Annotated in this window: 16 protein-coding genes; 13 read left to right on the forward strand and 3 right to left on the reverse strand. The window is 69.5% G+C overall.

The annotated features are described in order from the left end of the window. Positions 1-31: 31 nt before the first annotated feature. The 3 genes from groL to QZ607_RS02125 all read right to left on the reverse strand — a co-directional run bounded on the left by groL (position 32) and on the right by QZ607_RS02125 (position 2895). Positions 32-1675, reverse strand: a complete 1644-nt coding sequence (gene groL, locus QZ607_RS02115; RefSeq protein WP_295879117.1) for a chaperonin GroEL — start codon at positions 1673-1675, stop codon at positions 32-34. 82 nt (positions 1676-1757) lie between these two features. After that, complete coding sequence (groES, locus tag QZ607_RS02120; RefSeq protein WP_295879120.1) at positions 1758-2048, reverse strand: co-chaperone GroES; 291 nt, start codon at positions 2046-2048, stop codon at positions 1758-1760. 415 nt (positions 2049-2463) lie between these two features. Beyond that, positions 2464-2895 (reverse strand): FxsA family protein, encoded by a 432-nt coding sequence (locus tag QZ607_RS02125; RefSeq protein ID WP_295879123.1) that lies wholly within the window; start codon positions 2893-2895, stop codon positions 2464-2466. A gap of 300 nt (positions 2896-3195) precedes the next feature. Between QZ607_RS02125 and cutA the strand changes: the two genes are divergently transcribed. The 13 genes from cutA to QZ607_RS02190 all read left to right on the forward strand — a co-directional run bounded on the left by cutA (position 3196) and on the right by QZ607_RS02190 (position 16464). Then, positions 3196-3537: a divalent-cation tolerance protein CutA gene (gene cutA / locus QZ607_RS02130; protein ID WP_295879125.1), complete on the forward strand. Its 342-nt coding sequence runs from the start codon at positions 3196-3198 to the stop codon at positions 3535-3537. 140 nt (positions 3538-3677) lie between these two features. Beyond that, positions 3678-6044 (forward strand): protein-disulfide reductase DsbD, encoded by a 2367-nt coding sequence (gene dsbD / locus QZ607_RS02135; protein ID WP_295879127.1) that lies wholly within the window; start codon positions 3678-3680, stop codon positions 6042-6044. Then, positions 6041-6601 (forward strand): TlpA disulfide reductase family protein, encoded by a 561-nt coding sequence (locus tag QZ607_RS02140; RefSeq protein ID WP_295879129.1) that lies wholly within the window; start codon positions 6041-6043, stop codon positions 6599-6601. The genes dsbD and QZ607_RS02140 overlap by 4 nt, the downstream gene beginning before the upstream one ends. 359 nt (positions 6602-6960) lie before the next feature. Further along, positions 6961-7410 carry a type II 3-dehydroquinate dehydratase gene (gene aroQ, locus QZ607_RS02145; protein ID WP_295879131.1) on the forward strand — a complete coding sequence of 150 codons (450 nt, stop codon included), beginning with the start codon at positions 6961-6963 and terminating at the stop codon, positions 7408-7410. A 67-nt stretch (positions 7411-7477) separates the two neighbouring features. Next, entirely contained in the window at positions 7478-7939 is a 462-nt protein-coding gene (gene accB, locus QZ607_RS02150) for an acetyl-CoA carboxylase biotin carboxyl carrier protein (RefSeq protein WP_295879134.1), read from the forward strand. Further along, positions 7936-9276, forward strand: coding sequence for an acetyl-CoA carboxylase biotin carboxylase subunit (gene accC, locus QZ607_RS02155; protein ID WP_295879138.1), 1341 nt, complete (start codon positions 7936-7938; stop codon positions 9274-9276). The genes accB and accC overlap by 4 nt, the downstream gene beginning before the upstream one ends. A 143-nt stretch (positions 9277-9419) precedes the next feature. Continuing rightward, positions 9420-10346, forward strand: a complete 927-nt coding sequence (prmA, locus tag QZ607_RS02160) for a 50S ribosomal protein L11 methyltransferase (RefSeq protein WP_295879140.1) — start codon at positions 9420-9422, stop codon at positions 10344-10346. A 210-nt stretch (positions 10347-10556) separates the two neighbouring features. Then, positions 10557-11810 carry a tRNA dihydrouridine synthase DusB gene (gene dusB / locus QZ607_RS02165; RefSeq protein WP_295879143.1) on the forward strand — a complete coding sequence of 418 codons (1254 nt, stop codon included), beginning with the start codon at positions 10557-10559 and terminating at the stop codon, positions 11808-11810. Then, on the forward strand, positions 11807-12139 hold the full coding sequence (locus tag QZ607_RS02170; protein ID WP_295879145.1) for a helix-turn-helix domain-containing protein: 333 nt from the start codon (positions 11807-11809) through the stop codon (positions 12137-12139). The genes dusB and QZ607_RS02170 overlap by 4 nt, the downstream gene beginning before the upstream one ends. Before the next feature lie 312 nt (positions 12140-12451). Next, entirely contained in the window at positions 12452-14020 is a 1569-nt protein-coding gene (gene purH, locus QZ607_RS02175; protein WP_295879148.1) for a bifunctional phosphoribosylaminoimidazolecarboxamide formyltransferase/IMP cyclohydrolase, read from the forward strand. Positions 14021-14132: 112 nt separating this feature from the next. Then, a complete protein-coding gene (gene lpxA / locus QZ607_RS02180) occupies positions 14133-14909 on the forward strand; it encodes an acyl-ACP--UDP-N-acetylglucosamine O-acyltransferase (RefSeq protein ID WP_295879149.1) in 777 nt (258 codons plus the stop codon). A gap of 123 nt (positions 14910-15032) precedes the next feature. Next, positions 15033-15416, forward strand: coding sequence for a Co2+/Mg2+ efflux protein ApaG (gene apaG, locus QZ607_RS02185; protein WP_295879151.1), 384 nt, complete (start codon positions 15033-15035; stop codon positions 15414-15416). Between the two features lie 214 nt (positions 15417-15630). Then, positions 15631-16464, forward strand: a complete 834-nt coding sequence (locus tag QZ607_RS02190) for a symmetrical bis(5'-nucleosyl)-tetraphosphatase (protein ID WP_295879152.1) — start codon at positions 15631-15633, stop codon at positions 16462-16464. The last annotated feature ends 1 nt before the right edge of the window (position 16465 follow it).

Genomic DNA, 16465 nt, shown 5'->3' on the forward strand with positions numbered 1-16465 from the left:
GCGTTTTCGCCGTCAGGCGAAAAATCTGCTGTTACATCATCCCCATGCCGCCCATATCGCCCATGCCGCCGCCGGCGGGCATCGGGGTCTCTTCCTTGGGCTCCTCGGCGACCATGGCCTCGGTGGTGATCATGAGACCGGCCACGGAGGCGGCGTTCTGCAGTGCGGTGCGGGTGACTTTGGTGGGGTCCAGGATGCCCATGTCCACCAGGTCGCCGTACTCGCCGTTGCTGGCGTTGTAGCCGTAGTTACCCTCGCCGTCGGCGACGTTGTGCAGCACGACGCTGGCCTCGGCGCCGGCGTTGCTGACGATCTGCCGCAGCGGCTCTTCCATGGCGCGCAGCGCAATGCTGACACCGACGTCCTGGTCGTGGTTAGCGCCGGCGACGTTGCCGCGGATCTTGGTCAGCGCACGCACCAGGGCGACGCCGCCGCCCGGGACGATGCCCTCCTCGACCGCCGCACGGGTGGCGTGCAGGGCGTCCTCGACCCGGGCCTTCTTCTCCTTCATCTCGACCTCGGTGGCGGCACCCACCTTGATCACGGCGACACCGCCGGCGAGCTTCGCCAGGCGCTCCTGAAGCTTCTCGCGGTCGTAGTCGGAGGTGGTGTCCTCGATCTGGGCGCGGATCTGCTCGCAGCGGCCCTTGATCTCGTCGTCCTGACCGGCGCCGTCGATGATGGTGGTCTCCTCCTTGCTGATCTGCACCTTCTTGGCGGAGCCGAGCTCGTTCAGGGTGGCCTTCTCCAGCGTCAGGCCGACTTCCTCGCTGATGACGGTGCCGCCGGTGAGGATGGCGATGTCCTGGAGCATGGCCTTGCGGCGGTCACCGAAGCCCGGCGCCTTGACGGCGCAGACCTTGATGATGCCGCGGATGGAGTTGACCACCAGGGTGGCCAGGGCCTCGCCCTCGATGTCTTCGGCGACGATCATCAGCGGACGACCGGCCTTGGCGACGGCCTCCAGCACGGGCAGCAGATCGCGGATGTTGGAGATCTTCTTGTCGTGCAGGAGGATGAAGGGGTCCTCCAGCTCGGCGGTCTGGCTCTGCTGGTTGTTGATGAAGTACGGCGACAGGTAGCCGCGGTCGAACTGCATGCCCTCGACGACGTCGAGCTCGTTGTGCAGGCTCTTGCCCTCTTCCACGGTGATGACGCCTTCCTTGCCGACCTTCTCCATGGCCTCGGCGATGATCTCGCCGATGGACTCGTCGCTGTTGGCGGAGATGGTGCCGACCTGGGCGATCTCCTTGTTGTCGGAGCAGGGCTTGGACAGGCTGGCGAGCTCACCGACCGCGGCCTCGACGGCCTTGTCCATGCCGCGCTTGAGGTCCATCGGGTTCATGCCGGCGGCGACCGCCTTCAGACCCTCGCGGACCATGGCCTGGGCCAGCACGGTGGCGGTGGTGGTGCCGTCACCGGCGACGTCGGAGGTCTGGGAGGCGACCTCTTTGACCATCTGTGCGCCCATGTTCTCGAACTTGTCGGAGAGCTCGATCTCCTTGGCGACGGAGACGCCGTCCTTGGTGACGGTGGGCGCGCCGAAGGACTTCTCCAGCACGACGTTGCGGCCCTTGGGGCCGAGGGTGACCTTGACCGCGTTGGCCAGGATGTTGACGCCCTCCATCATGCGGTTGCGGGCGTCGGTCGAGAAGCGGACTTCTTTGGCAGCCATGGGGCAGATACCTCAGTGTTCGTTAGCAGGGGAATGGTTCAGCCGAATGTGGACGGGCCCGGATGCGGGCGCAGATCCAGGCTCAGGACTCGATGACGCCCATGATGTCGTCCTCGCGCATGACGAGGAAATCCTCACCGTCGAGCTTGACCTCGGTGCCGGAGTACTTGCCGAAGAGCACGCGGTCGCCGACCTTCACGTCGAGCGAGCGGGTGTCGCCGTTGTCCATCAGCTTGCCGTTGCCGACGGCGATGATCTCGCCCTGGATGGGCTTCTCGGTGGCGGAGTCCGGGATGACGATGCCGCCGGCGGAGGTGCGCTCCTCCTCCATACGACGGACGACGACGCGGTCATGCAGTGGGCGGATGTTCATGCTTGCTTTCCCCTCAGCTTGTGGATGGGTTGCGGGTGGTGAAACGCCGGGCGCCGACGGCCGGTTTCCAGTGGGGGCGTCAGACCTGATGCTGGCGCCTGATCCGCTGGCGCCTGATCCGACCGGCGCCCGGAGCGTGTTAGCACTCAACGGTAGCGGCTGCTAATAATAGGGCGCGGCGGTGGCGTGTCAAGTGGCGTTTGCGCCAGCAGCGACGGGTGATTTCGGGATGCCTGCAACCAGCAGCCGGGCGCCGACGCCGGACCCGCGGGTGAGCTGCATGGCCAGCGGCAGACAGCGGCTCGGGCATGACCAAGCGGGGGCGGTGCCGACGACTGCGGCGAGCGGCGGCCTCGCCACAGGCAGACAGTCGGCGGCGGCAGGGGCTCGGCTGAGCGGCCCGGACGCGCCGGGCTCAGTCCTCGCGCCGATAGTCCGCGTCGATGATGCGCGGGCGGTGGCCGCCACCGAGGTCATCGTCATCGCGACGCGGGCCGATGGCCTCCACCCGCACATAGCGCAGCAGCAGCGCACGCCGCAGCGGCGGAATCAGCAACAGGAAGCCCGCGATGTCGGTGACGAAGCCCGGCAGCAGGAGCAGAAAGCCGCACACCAGCAGCACGGCGCCGTCCAGCAGCTCCAGCGCCGGCGTCTCGCCCCGCTCCATGGCCCGGCGCACGCGCAGCAGCACATTGAGCCCCTGCATGCGCACGAGGTAGCCGCCGATGACGGCCGTCAGCACCGACAGGGCGATGGTGGGCAGTGCGCCGATGACGGAGCCCACCTGGATCAGAAAGTAGAGCTCCACCAGCGGTGCGCCGACGAAGAGCAGAAGAAAAAGCCACATGAGCACGGTCTCGGAGAATGACGGTCGCGGGCGGAGATGCCGGGGTTGCGGGCCTGCCGGCGCCGCGGCGACCCGCGTTGCGCTGCCCGGAAGCGCTGCAAATCCCGAAGGTCTGTCCGGTAAAAGCGGATTCAAACCCCGCCGCCCATCGGCACGAATTCCGTTAGGCTATGCGCCCGCTGCCGAAGGCGGCCGCTGCATCGCCCCGCTGAGGCCGGCTCGCCCGCCGCAGGCGCACTGAATGTTTCCAACCCCAGCCCAGCATCACCAGCCCAACACCCCCAACCCGGAGCCGCCCCGATGTCCGAGCGCAACGCCGCCGATGTCCATGTGGTCTTCTGCACCTGCCCGGACCAGGGCGTCGCCGAATCTCTCGCCGGCGCACTGGTCGAAGCAGGACTTGCCGCCTGCGCCACCCTGCTGCCCGGCGCCGTGTCCATCTACAGCTGGGAGGGCCGCATCGAGCGCGACAGCGAGGTGCTCCTGATGCTCAAGACCACGGGCGCGCGACTGCCGACGCTCACCGAGCGCATCTGCGCGCTGCACCCCTATGACGTGCCGGAGGTGATCGCCCACCCCATCACCGCCGGCCACGACCGCTACCTTGATTGGGTGAGACAATGCACAACCACCACTGCCTGATCGCCTGGGTGCTCGCTCCGCTGCTGCGCGCGGCGCGACGCAGCCCGGGCAACCTTGGCGCAGCGCGGCGCCGCCCGGCACCCGCCTCGCCATGGGGGGCGTCTGCGCCGACGCACGCCCCTGGTGCTGCGCGCCCGCGCATGACGACGCCGGCGCTGGTCAGCCTGGCCGCGATGCTGTTGCTCGTGCTGGCGCATGGGGTGGTCACGGCCGCCACGGACGATGACTTCCGGCAGCCGGACCAGGCCTTCCGCATCTCGGGCGAATCCGCCGGTGCGGACGCGGTCACCGTGCGCTGGGACATCGAGCCCGGCTACTACATGTACCGGAGCAAGTTCCGCTTCGACAGCGAGAGCCCCGGCATCAGCCTCGGCCGCCCGGACCTGCCGCCGTCCGAGACCAAGCAGGACGAGTTCTTCGGCGAGGTGCAGATCTACCGCGACCGCGTCGAGGCCAGGCTGCCGGTGGAGCGCAGCGCCGACGCCGGCGACGTCGTCGCCATCGAGGCCAAGTCCCAGGGCTGCGCCGACGCCGGGCTCTGCTATCCGCCGCAGAAGCAGCGCATTCTGCTGGAGCTGCCGAAGCTGGCGGCGGTGGATACGGCGGACAGCGCCGGCTCGGCAGACGGGTCCGCCTCCCCGGCCGGTGCCCCCGCCCAGAGCATGGCGCAGGCGCTGAGCGGTGGTGGCGGCGGCGGGGTCACCCAGTCCCTCGGCCTCGGCATCGGCGACGACATCCTGCCGGTGGAGGAGGCCTTCCGCTTCGATGCCGAGGTGGCGGCGCCGGACCGGCTGGCACTCATCTGGGACATCGCGCCGGAGACCTATCTCTATCAGGAGAAGATCGCCCTCTCCCTCGAAGACGCCGACGGCGTGCAGATCGGCGAGTACAGCCTGCCGGAGGCGGAGGTGAAGCCGGACACGGTGCGCCCGGACGGCACCATCGGCGACGTGGCCATTTACCACGGCACCCTGAATCTGGACGTGCCGCTGCGGCGCGGCGCCAGCGAGCCCACCGAGGTCACGCTGGTGGCCAACTACCAGGGCTGCGCCGAGCGCGGCATCTGTTATCCGCCGGTCACCGAGCGCATCGCCCTGGCCCTGCCCGCCGCCACCGAGACCGTGGCGCTGGCCGAGGTGGCACCTGCGAGCGCCGCTTCCGGCGCCGACGGCGACGCCGCCGGCGGCCCACCCGAGCGCGTCTCCGAGCAGGACCAGATCGCCGCCCGCCTGGCCAACGCCGGCATCCTGGGCGCCATGGCCATCTTCTTCGGCCTCGGGCTGCTGCTGGCCTTCACGCCCTGCGTCTTCCCGATGATTCCGATCCTGTCGGGCATCATCGCCGGCCAGGGCGACAGCATCACCACCCGCAAGGCGTTCTTCCTGTCGCTGGCCTATGTGCTGGCCATGGCGCTGACCTATGCCATTGTCGGCGTCATCGCCGGGCTCTTCGGCGCCAATCTCCAGGCCACCTTCCAGAACGTCTGGGTGCTGAGCGCCTTCGCGCTGGTGTTCGTGGCGCTGTCCCTGTCCATGTTCGGCTTCTACGAGCTGCAGCTGCCGAGCAGCTGGCAAAGCAAGCTCACGGAGATGAGCAACAAGCAGGAGGGCGGCACCCTCGCCGGTGCGGCCATCATGGGTGCGCTGTCGGCCCTCATCGTCGGCCCCTGCGTGGCGCCGCCGCTGATGGGCGCGCTCATCTTCATCGGCAAGACCGGCGATGCGGTGCTTGGCTTCTTCGCGCTGCTGGGTCTGGGCTTGGGCATGGGTGCGCCCTTGCTCGCCATCGGCACCTCCGCCGGCAAGCTCCTGCCGCGCGCCGGCATGTGGATGGACGCCGTCAAGGCCGTGTTCGGCGTACTGCTGCTCGCGGTGGCCATCCTGCTCATCGAGCGCGTGCTGCCCCCGGCGGTGGCCATGCTGCTGTGGGGCCTGCTGCTCATCGCCTCCGGCGTCTACATGGGTGCGCTCACCACCATCACGCAGGAGGCCGGCGGCTGGACCAAGCTGTGGAAGGCGCTCGGGCTGGCGTTGCTGGTCTACGGCGTGCTGATGATCGTCGGCGCCGCCGCCGGCGGACGCGACACCATCCAGCCGTTGCGCGGCATCGTCGCCGCGGGCGGCGGCCAGGCGGCGGCCCACAAGTCCTTCACGCCCATCAAGACTGTGGCCGACCTGGAGCGGGAGATCGCCGCCGCCAGCGCCGCCGGCAAGCCGGTGATGCTGGACTTCTACGCCGACTGGTGCGTGTCCTGCAAGGAAATGGAGCGCTACACCTTCCCGGACCCGGATGTCATCGCCGCCCTGGATCAGTTCGTCGTGCTTCAGGCCGATGTCACCGCCAACGACGCCGAGGACAAGGCCCTGATGCAGGAGCGCTTCGGAATCCCGGGGCCACCGGCGATGCTGTTCTTCGATGAAAGCGGCGAAGAGCTGCGCGGCTACCGGCTGGTGGGCTTCGTGCCGGCGGACGAGTTCGCCGCCCACCTGAATGAGATCGCCCCATGAACCCGGCCAAGGTGCTGGTGGTGACGGTGCTGGCCGGCACGCTCAGCATCGGCGCGGCCCTGTTCGGCGAGCGCTGGCTCGCCCAGCAGGACATGGACCTCGGCGGGCACAGCCACGACGGGCGCATCGCGATCCTGCCGGACCTGCGGCTGCCGGACCTCACGGGCCAGCAGATCGCGAGCAACGCCTGGGCCGGCAAGGTCGTGGTGCTCAACTTCTGGGCCACCTGGTGTCCGCCCTGCCTGCGCGAGATGCCCATGCTCGACGAGCTTCAGCGCGGCGTGGACCCGGGCCGGCTCCAGGTGGTGGGCATCGCCATCGACGCCCGTGATGCGGTGGAGCGCTTCCTCGCGGAGAATCAGGTGGGCTACCAGATCCTGCTCGGCGACCTGGATGCGGTGGAGCTCTCCCGCCGGCTCGGCAACCGCACCGGCGGCCTGCCCTTCACCGTCGTCTTCGATCCCCTGGGCCGCCGCGTCTACAGCCGCACCGGCGAGATCACGCCCGGTCTGGTGCGTGAGCACGTGATCCCTCTCCTGAAGCTGGAAACCGGCTGATCCGGCGCAATCCCGCGCCCATCTGCGCCGAAAACTGACAAGTCCGGCTTTGTAATCCTGCGGCGATTCGCTTACATTGTGCGCCGTTACAACGGCGGCGCCGTTTTCGGCCGATCGCAGCAGTTCATGGCCTGAAGTCCCACATTTCGAGCCTGTGCGGCCTAAGACCAGTGCTGGGGCGGGGTGCCGGGCCGCGTCGCCTGCGGTGCCGCTGCCGCAGGCATGGCGTGCATTTGCAGGGCTCCCGCGCCGGGCGTGGCACCTGCGGCGTACGCGCCCGCCCGCCCCCAATGGGCGCCGCGCATGCACACCCACGTGCCCGCGGCATCCGCCGGCCCAATTGCGAATGGCTCCGCCACATGGCCCAGATCCTCTGCCTCAACGGACCCAACCTGAACCTGCTCGGCACCCGCGAGCCGGACAAGTACGGTCGTGACAGCCTCGCCGACATCGGCGCGCGCCTGACCCGGCAGGCGGAGGCCGCTGGCCACGGCCTGCGGTTGGTGCAGAGCAACGCGGAGCACGCGCTCATCGATGCCGTGCAGCAGGCGGGGGCCGATGGCGTCGCCTTCGCGCTGGTGAACCCGGCGGGCTTCACACACACCAGTGTTGCGCTGCGCGATGCCCTGCTCGCGGTACGGCTGCCCTTCATCGAGGTGCACCTGTCGAACGTCCATGCCCGCGAGCCGTTCCGGCAGCACTCGTACTTCTCGGACATCGCCGAGGGCACCATCAGCGGGCTCGGCGCGCTGGGCTACGAGCTTGCCCTGACGGCGGCGCTGCGCCGACTGGACGCCCGCGCCGGCTGATCGCAACAGACGCCGCCGCGCACACCGCAATCATACCTCCAGGCCCGAGACCCGGAATCACGACACCATGGACATCCGCAAGGTCAAGAAGCTCATCGAGCTCCTCGAAGAATCCAACGTCGCCGAGATCGAGATCCACGAGGGCGAAGAATCCGTGCGCATCAGTCGCCACGGCAGCACGCCCATGCCCTTCATGATGCAGGCGCCGGCGGCGGGCGCCCCGGCCGCTGCGGCGCCGGGGGCAGCCCCGGCGGCCATCGGTGCAGACACAGCCGCCGAGCCCGAGACCGACGAGGGCTCGCTGGTCCGCTCCCCCATGGTCGGGACCTTCTATCGGGCGCCGTCGCCCGGCAGCAAGCCCTTCGTCGAAGAGGGCCAGGACATCAAGCTCGGTGACACGCTCTGCATCATCGAAGCCATGAAGATCCTGAACCAGATCGAGTGTGAGAAGGCCGGCGTCCTGCGCCGCATCCTGGTGGAGAACGGCCAGCCCGTGGAGTACAACCAGCCGCTCTTCGTCATCGAATGATCGAGAAGATCCTCATCGCCAACCGCGGCGAGATCGCACTGCGTATCCAGCGTGCCTGCCGCGAGCTCGGCATCAAGACCGTCGCCGTCCACTCGGATGCCGACCGCGACCTCAAGCACGTGCTGCTCGCCGACGAGTCCGTCTGCATCGGCCCGGCACCGTCGCGGGACAGCTATCTGCACATCCCGTCCATCATCAGTGCCGCGGAAGTCACCGACACCGTCGCCATCCATCCCGGCTACGGCTTCCTGTCCGAGAATGCGGACTTCGCCGAGCGCGTGGAGCGCTCGGGCTTCGTGTTCATCGGGCCCAAGCCCGAAACCATCCGCCTCATGGGCGACAAGGTCTCCGCCATCAAGGCCATGAAGCAGGCGGGCGTGCCCTGCGTACCGGGCTCGGACGGGCCTATCGACAGCAACAACAAGCGCACCCTGGAGCTGGCGCGGGAGATCGGCTATCCGGTCATCATCAAGGCCGCCGGCGGCGGCGGCGGGCGCGGCATGCGCGTGGTGCACTCCGATGCCACGCTGCTGAACGCCATTTCGCTCACCAAGGCGGAGGCGGGTGCAGCCTTCGGCAACGACATGGTCTACATGGAGAAGTACCTGGAAAACCCGCGCCACGTGGAGTTCCAGGTGCTGGCGGACCAGTACGGCAACGCCATTCACCTGGGCGAGCGTGACTGCTCCATGCAGCGCCGCCACCAGAAGGTGGTGGAGGAGGCCCCGGCGCCCGGCATCACGCCCGAGCAGCGCGCCTTCATCGGCGAGCGCTGCGCCAAGGCCTGCGAGCAGATCGGCTATCGCGGGCTCGGCACCTTCGAGTTCCTCTACCAGGACGGCGAGTTCTACTTCATCGAGATGAACACCCGCGTCCAGGTGGAGCACCCGGTGACGGAGATGATCACCGGCGTGGATCTGGTCAAGGAGCAGATCCTGGTGGCCTCCGGCGAGCGGCTGCGCTGGCACCAGGCGGACATCAGCTGGCAAGGCCATGCCATCGAGTGCCGGCTCAATGCCGAGCACCCCGAGACCTTCCGCCCGAGCCCGGGGCGCATCGAGGAGTTCCACGCCCCGGGCGGCCCCGGCATCCGCATCGACACCCACATCTACGCGGGCTATGTCGTGCCGCCTTACTACGACTCCATGATCGGCAAGCTCGTCGCCCACGGCGAAGACCGCGGCGCCGCACTGGCGCGGATGTGCAACGCCCTGCGCGAGACCGTCATCGAGGGCATCGACACCAACATCCCGCTGCACCGCCACATCATGAAGGACTCCGCCTTCCAACAGGGCGGCGCGAACATCCATTACCTGGAGAAGAAATTGGGAATGTAGGGGAAGGTTCGAGGAGCTGGGGGCGAGGGCTGCCCCACCCCAGGGTTTCGGCCAACCACAAAGCATCCACGCGCCCTCAGCCCCCGACGCCCCCTCGCCCCCTCGCCCCCTCGCCCCTCGCCCCTCGACACTTCCCATCAAGAATGCCCTGGCTCCAGCTCTCCCTCATCGTTCACCGCGACCAGGCCGCGTCCGTGGAAGCAGCCCTGGAGGACGCGGGCGCGCTGTCGGTGACCCTGGACGACGCCGCGGACGAGCCCGCCGACGCCCCTCTGGACCCCGCCGCGGGCGGCATCTGGGAGCCTGCGCCGGCCACCCAGCCGCTGTGGCGGCGGCTGCGGATCACTGCGCTGTTCGAGGATGACGATGCCGGCGCCGCCGCAGCCCGACAGGCGGCGGAGCAGCTGGCCGGGCTGGCGCTGGCGCCGCCGACGCTCGCGAGCCTGGACGATCGCCCCTGGGAGCGCCTCTGGCTGGATGACTTCAGGCCCACCCGCTTCGGCCGCCGCCTCTGGGTCTGCCCCCGCGGCGAGCGGCCTGCCGGCGCCGAGGCGGCGGACTGGCCCGGCGTCGTGGTGGACCTGGACCCGGGGCTCGCCTTCGGCACCGGCCACCATCCCACCACGGCGCTCTGCCTCGCCTGGCTGGACGGACTGGACCTCGCGGGCAAGCGCGTGCTGGATTACGGCTGCGGCTCCGGCATCCTCGCCATCGCCGCCCTCAAGCTCGGCGCCGCATCGGCACTGGCGGTGGACCACGACCCCCAGGCCCTGGACGCCACCGTCGACAACGCCATCGACAACGGCGTGGTGGACCGTCTCGCCGTGGCCCGCCCGGAGCAGGTGCCGCCAACGCCGGCCGATGTGGTGGTGGCCAACATCCTCGCGGCCCCCCTGCTGGAGCTCGCGCCGCAGCTGGCGGCGCTGGCAGCGCCCGGCGCCCGGCTCGGTCTCTCCGGCATCCTCGCCCATCAGGCCGGCCGGGTCGCCGATGCCTACGCGCACCACTTCGTCATGGAGCCCGCGGAAACCCGCGAGGAATGGGCCCTGCTGAGCGGGCGTCGGCGCTGACACCTGCCGAGTCGCCTACAATCGATCACAGATCGTCAACATCTCTTGCAGGCGTAGATGCTTGCGCGCCCACGTCCGGATTCGATGCGGGCACGATGTACACGTATCGTGTTTTTGTCGGCGATACACCGTCACAATGTCGGGATTCGACCGCTGTCGCCGACGCCGAACTTGGCTAGAATTTCGCGCTCAGCCCCGCCCCGGTGATCCATGTCCCGCATGCCGACGAGCCCCCCCGCCAACGGCAGCGCCGGCCTTGGTGCGCGTGCGCTCCCGACCGAGCGCCGAGCCAAGCGCCAGAGCGCGCACCCAACTGCATGTCCAGCGCCCCAGCGCACGGACACGACGGCCGCCGACGCCCGTGAAGGCGGGCTCCTGATCGGCAACATCCGGCTCCAGAACCGCCTGATTCTGGCGCCGATGGCGGGGGTCACGGACCGGCCGTTCCGGACGCTTTGCCGGCGGCTCGGCGCCGGGCTTGCCGTGTCCGAGATGGTCTCGGCCAACCCGGCGCTGGCGGGCTCGCGCAAGAGCCGCGAGCGCACCGACCACCGCGGCGAGCCCGGCCCCATTGCGGTGCAAATCGCCGGCGCCGACCCGCACTGGATGGCCGAGGCGGCGCGCTTGAACGTGGGCCGGGGTGCGGAGCTCATCGACATCAACCTGGGCTGCCCGGCCAAGAAGGTCTGCAAGGCCGCCGCCGGCTCGGCCCTGCTGCGCGACGAGGCGCTGGTGGCGCGCATTCTGGAGGCCGTCGTGGCGGCTGTGGACGTGCCGGTGACGCTCAAGACCCGCACCGGCTGGTCACCGCAGACGCGCAACCTGCCGCGCATCGCCCACATTGCACGGGAGTCCGGCATCGCGCTGCTCGCAGTCCACGGCCGTACCCGCGCCTGCGGCTACGGCGGGCGGGCGGAGCTCGACAGCCTGCGGGCGCTGCGGGCACAGCATGACCTCCCCGCAGATCTGGCCCTTGTGGCCAACGGCGACATCACGAGCCCCGAGTACGCCGCGCAGGTGCTGGCCCGCACCGGCGCCGACGGGATCATGATCGGCCGCGCGGCGCAGGGCCGGCCCTGGCTGTTCCGCGAGATCGACCATTACCTGGCGACAGGCACGCGCCTGCCGCCGCCCGACCCCGCATGGATCTGCGCGACCCTGCTTGCGCACCTGGACGCGCTGTATCGGTTCTACGGCACCGAGCGGGGGGTGCGCATCGCGCGCAAGCACATCGGCTGGTACCTGCGCGGGATGCAGGACACCGCTGACACCGGGCAGACAACCGGGACACACCCGATCGACAGCGAGGCTCCCGAGCCGCCATCGAGGGGCAAGGATCAGAAACCGGACGAACCGGCCCGACTCGACCTGTGCCGGGTCAACCGGGCCGCTACGCCGGAACAACAAATCGACGCGGTCCGTACGCTGTTGGAGCAGCACGCGGCCCTGGAGGATGCGGCATGACAAGAGCAACGGCAGCGCAGGTCGCCCCGAGCGACGACGGCGACACGGACCGGGCAGCACTGACGGTCGTCCCCACGCACCGCGGCGAGCCGCTGCGGGACTGCGTGCGCGCCGCGGTGCGCACCTACCTCAGTCACATGGCCGGACAGGATGTGCAGGGACTGCACCGCTTCGTCATGGACGAGGTGGAGCGTCCGCTCATCGAAACCGTGCTCGACGCCGCCGGCAACAATCAATCCGTCGCCGCACGCATGCTCGGCATCAGTCGCAGCACGCTGCGCAAGAAGCTCGGCGCCTACGCGGCAGCGGACGCCGAGCCCAAGCTCTGACACACCAACGGCCTGCACGCGGGCCGCAGGCGGCGGACCAAGCGCTGCGGACACGGCCAGGCGGTGGGGCGCCCGGTTGCCGGCACCGTATGACGCCTGTGCTGCGCCCGCCCGCGGCAGCAAGCCCGAGCAAACAGGCGCGCCGGGGGCGCTGCCCAGACCTGCCCCCGCGCCCGCCCGCAGTGGCATAATCTCAGGCTCCGACGCAGGCCCGGGTGCCGGCTCGGCGCTCCCCGGCGTGGGCAGCAGGCCCCAGGCGAGTCCCGGCAGACGAGCCCCGCCGCGTCCAACCAAGCTCCCGCGAGGCATGCCATGCACCCCATCCGCCGCGCCCTGATCAGTGTCTCCGACAAGACCGGCCTCGCCGATTTCGCCCGGGGCCTCGCCGAGCGGGGCGTGGAAATCCTCTCCACGGGCGGCACCTCCAGGCTGCTCACGGATGCGGACGTCCCCGTCAAGGAGGTCTCGGACCACACGGGCTTTCCGGAGATCATGGACGGGCGGGTCAAGACCCTGCATCCGCGCATCCACGGCGGCATCCTCGGCCGCCGCGGCGTGGACGAGCGGGTCATGCACGAGAACGAGATCAAGCCCATCGACCTGGTGGTGGTGAACCTCTATCCCTTCGAGGCCACCGTCGCCAAGCCCGACTGCGACCTCGCGACGGCCGTGGAGCACATCGACATCGGCGGCCCGACGCTGCTGCGCGCGGCGGCCAAGAACCACGCCGATGTCACCGTGGTTGTGGACGCCGCCGACTACGGCCGGGTGCTGGACGAGATGGCCGATCACGACGGCGCCGTCACCGACGCCACCCGCTTCGACCTCGCCGTGAAGGCCTTCGAGCACACCGCCGCCTACGATGGCGCCATTGCCAACTACCTGGGCACCATCGTCGAGCACCCTGAAGGCAAGCCCGAGGGCCTGCCGCGCACCTTCAATCTTCAGTTCACCAAGCGCCAGCCCATGCGCTACGGCGAGAACCCGCACCAAAGCGCCGCCTTCTACGCCGCCCGCGAGGTGCCAAGGGCCTCCGTCGCCGGGGCCGAGCAGTTGCAGGGCAAGGCACTCAGCTACAACAACATCGCCGACACCGACGCGGCGCTGGAGTGCGTCAAGCAGTTCACCGACGGCCCCGCCTGCGTCATCGTCAAGCACGCCAACCCCTGCGGCGTCGCCTATGGCGACAGCCTGAAGCAGGCCTACGAGCGCGCCTTCGCCACCGACCCTGAGTCTGCCTTCGGCGGCATCATCGCGTTCAACGGTGAGCTGGACGGGGAGACGGCGGAAGCCATCGTGGACCGCCAGTTCGTCGAGGTGATCATCGCACCGACGGTGACGGCCCAGGCCGCGGCAGCCGTGGCGGCCAAGAAGAATGTGCGCCTGCTGGCCTGCGGGGCCTGGGAATCGGCACCGGGACCCTACCTGGATTTCAAGCGCGTGGGCGGTGGGCTCTTGGTGCAGGACGCCGACCTGGCCCTCACCGGCGAGCTCAAGATCGTCACCCGCCGTGCGCCGTCCGCGGACGAGATGCAGGACCTGCTGTTCGGCTGGCGGGTGGCGAAGTTCGTCAAGTCCAACGCCATCGTCTACGCCCGCGGCGGGCAGACCATCGGCGTCGGCGCCGGGCAGATGAGCCGGGTGAGCTCGGCGCGCATCGCAAGCATCAAGGCGGAGCAGGCGGGGCTCCCGGTGCAGGATGCCGTCATGGCCTCAGATGCCTTCTTCCCGTTCCGCGACGGCATCGACCAGGCCGCCGCCAACGGCATTGCCGCCGTCATCCAGCCGGGCGGCTCCATGCGCGACGACGAGGTCGTCTCCGCCGCCGACGAGCACGGCATGGCGATGGTGTTCACGGGGATGCGGCACTTTCGACACTAAAGAAGAAGGGCTGAGGGCTGAGGATAGACCCACCCAGACCAGCTGACCCCAGGCCGCATGCGGCCAGCGACCATAGACCGGCGCCGCGTACTTCGTACTCCGTACTTCATCCATGCCGATCCACCCCACCGCCATCATCGAGCCCGGCGCCGAGCTGCATCCGAGCGTGCAGGTGGGCCCCTACTCGATCGTCGAGTCCGGCGCCGTGCTCGGCGAGGGCTGTGTGGTGGAGAGCTGCGCGCGCATCTACGGACAGGCCAGACTCGGGCGCAACAACCGGGTCTGCCACGGCGTTACGCTGGGCGCACCGCCGCAGGATCTGGGCTACACGGCGAAACAGGCCAAACCGCTCACCATCGGCGACGACAATCAGTTTCGCGAGGGCGTGAACATCAGCCACGGCGTCAAGTACGCCACCGGCACCCGCATCGGCAGCCGTAACCTGTTCATGGCCTACAGCCACGTCGGACACGACTGCACCGTGGGCGACGACAACATCTTCGCGAACACCGCGACCCTCGCCGGGCACGTCGAGCTGGACCACCATGTGTTCGTCTCCGGTCAGGTGGCGGTGCACCAGTTCTGCCGCATCGGCGCCTATGTGATGCTGGGCGGGGTGAGCGGCGTGCCCAAGGACGTGCCGCCCTATGTCATCGCCAACGGCCAGCGCGCGCGCATCATTGGCCTCAACCTGGTGGGGCTCAGGCGCAACGGCTTCGATCAGGCCCGGCGCAACCGCATCAAGGCGGTCTACAAGCTCCTGTTCCGATCCGGCCTGCGCCTCGCCGAGGCCCTGGCGCGCGCGGAGCAGGAGCTGCCCGGTCCGGACACCGACAGCATCATCGCCTTTTGCCGCGGCTCGGAGCGGGGCATCACCGGATTCGCCTGAGCCGATGCCGCGCCGCCGGCTGCCATGCCGTCGGGCGCGACGCGTCTGCTGCAACGCAGTCACGGGCATCGGCGGTGGGCAGCGACGCATTCCACAAAGAGAGACACCCGACAGGAGCCGCAGATGGCAGCCGACGAGCCCTATCGCATCGAAGTGAGCGCGGTCAGTGACTACATCGCTGAGCAATCGGACCCGGCCGCTCACCGCTTCGTCTTCGCCTACACCATCACCATCCGCAACACCGGGCAGGTGCCCGCCAAGCTCCTGAACCGGCACTGGATCGTCACCGACGCAGACGGCAAAGTGCAGGAGGTGCGCGGCGCCGGCGTGGTGGGCGAGCAGCCGCACCTTGCGCCCGGCGAGTCCTTCCGCTACACCAGCGGCACCCAGATCGCCACCCCCGTGGGCAGCATGCACGGCACCTACGACATGCTCGCCGACGACGGCACCCGCTTCGACGCCGAGATCCCGGCCTTCTCGCTGGGAGACCGCGGGCGCCTGCATTGACCTGCGTGCGCGTCGCGGGGCTCAGCCCGGCGGTGCTTCTGCATTGATCGAGACCCCTTCATTCGCTCCGCGCGGCGCGTGACAATAGGCTCGTGCAACGCAGCGCTGCCCGCTGCGGCGTTGCGCGCGCGAGCGGACCAGGCGCCGCCGCTCTGCGCGCATCCCGGCAGCCGCCGCGCGCGGCCCGACCCCGGCGCCAGCTTGCAGTGACATCATGGCCACCTACGCCATCGGCGACATCCAGGGCTGCTACGACGAGCTCCGGCGGCTGCTGGACCACATCGAATTCGACCCGGCCCACGACAAGCTCTGGTCCGTCGGCGACCTGGTCAACCGCGGGCCCGGCTCCCTCGCCGTGCTGCGCTGGGTCAAGGCCCTGGGCGACAGCGCCGTGGTGGTGCTCGGCAATCACGATCTGCATCTGCTGGCGCTGGCCGCCGGCAATGAGCGCCAGGCGAAAAAGCACACCATGGACGACGTGCTGACGGCCCCGGACCGCGACGAGCTGCTGCACTGGCTGCGCCACCGCCCGCTGCTGCACCACAGCGACCACAAGCGCTTCGCCATGATCCACGCCGGGCTGCCGCCGCAATGGGATTTGGCCCAGGCCCGCGCCTGCGCCCAGGAGCTGGAGGTGGAGCTGCGCGGACCCGGCTGTGCGGATTTTCTCCAGGCCATGTACGGCAACCAGCCCGATCAATGGTCCGAGGACCTGCGCGGCGTGGACCGGCTGCGCTTCATCACCAATTGCCTGACGCGGCTGCGCTGGTGCACCGCCGACGGCCGGCTGCTGCTGGACGAGAAGTCCCTGCCCGGCACCGAGCCGGACGGCGTGCTGCCCTGGTACAAGGTGCCGGGGCGTGCCAGCCGCGAGACCCGCATCCTGTTCGGCCACTGGTCCACGCTCGGCTACATTGCCGAGCACAACGTCTGGGCGCTCGACACCGGCTGCGTCTGGGGCGGCAGCCTCACCGCCGTGCGGGTGCGCCGCAAGCGGCCCATCAAGGTCTACGACCTGGACTGCATTGGCCATCAGACGCCGGGCTGAG

It is taken from the genome of uncultured Thiohalocapsa sp. (genome assembly GCF_913063425.1).
GTDB lineage: Bacteria > Pseudomonadota > Gammaproteobacteria > Chromatiales > Chromatiaceae > Thiohalocapsa.